The following is a 929-nucleotide window of genomic DNA, read 5'->3' on the forward strand; positions in this document are numbered from 1 at the left end:
CTTTTAAATATTCCCTTGTATAAATAATACTGGATAAATAAAAGCTGACTAGTAATAATTCATTGGAAGAGCGTTAAACCTTCAAATACAAGCTGCAATTACAGTTATCCATTGAATATGACTAATCCCTTCTTCCATAATCAGGCGCGTTTATTTAGAAACGCGTCTTTTTTTGTATAGTAAGTCATTCGATAGAATATGGTACCATTAATACGATACATCAAATAATTATAATGTTTATTCATGTGAGTGTAGTGTAAGGCTTAAAAAAGAACTGAAATACTAGTCACAATATTATTTTTCTTGTTTTTCCTTAAAAATGGACGGTTCTTTTTTAAAGTGAAATCGTTCTTTTAAAAAGCTCCCTAAATTTCTCCCTATCTTCTGATGTAAATGGTTTTGGCCCCTTTGTACGCTTTCCACTTTTTCGAGCCATTGCACTCAAATAACGTGTTTGTAATAATTGGTCAATGTTTTCATTTGTATAGCTATACCCATTATGGTGAAGAACCGTACACCCTTTTGCTAAACCTAGCGAAGCAAGACCATAATCTTGCGTAACGATTATATCTCCTTTTTCTGCTAACTTCATAATCCGATAATCCGCAGCATCTGCTCCAGAATCAACATAAATTTTTTCCACTCCTGATGGTTGTTCCGCATTAGAAAAATGAGAAAAGCTAGTAACAAGGATAACAGGAATTTCAGCATTCGTACCTTCAGAGATAATAATATCTTTTACCGGACAGGCATCTGCATCAACATAAATTTTCATCTTTATCACTCCTATAAATAAGTTCGAGTTGATGATAATGGCAGATTTAGCTTTTGTCAAACGAAGATGCTTTACCTAAAATCATTAAAAAAACAGATATTCTATTAAAGGATGCTTTAATGGAATAAGGGGCACAGAAATGATCAAACTTTTT

General features: G+C 32.7%; 1 protein-coding gene. It reads right to left on the reverse strand.

Annotation, left to right across the window (positions count from 1 at the left end):
- Positions 1-334 precede the first annotated feature (334 nt).
- Entirely contained in the window at positions 335-775 is a 441-nt protein-coding gene (locus V7183_RS25395; protein ID WP_097899489.1) for a YaiI/YqxD family protein, read from the reverse strand.
- Positions 776-929: the final 154 nt, after the last annotated feature.

Origin of the sequence: Bacillus sp. JJ1127 (assembly GCF_036965845.1) — a bacterium.
GTDB lineage: Bacteria > Bacillota > Bacilli > Bacillales > Bacillaceae_G > Bacillus_A.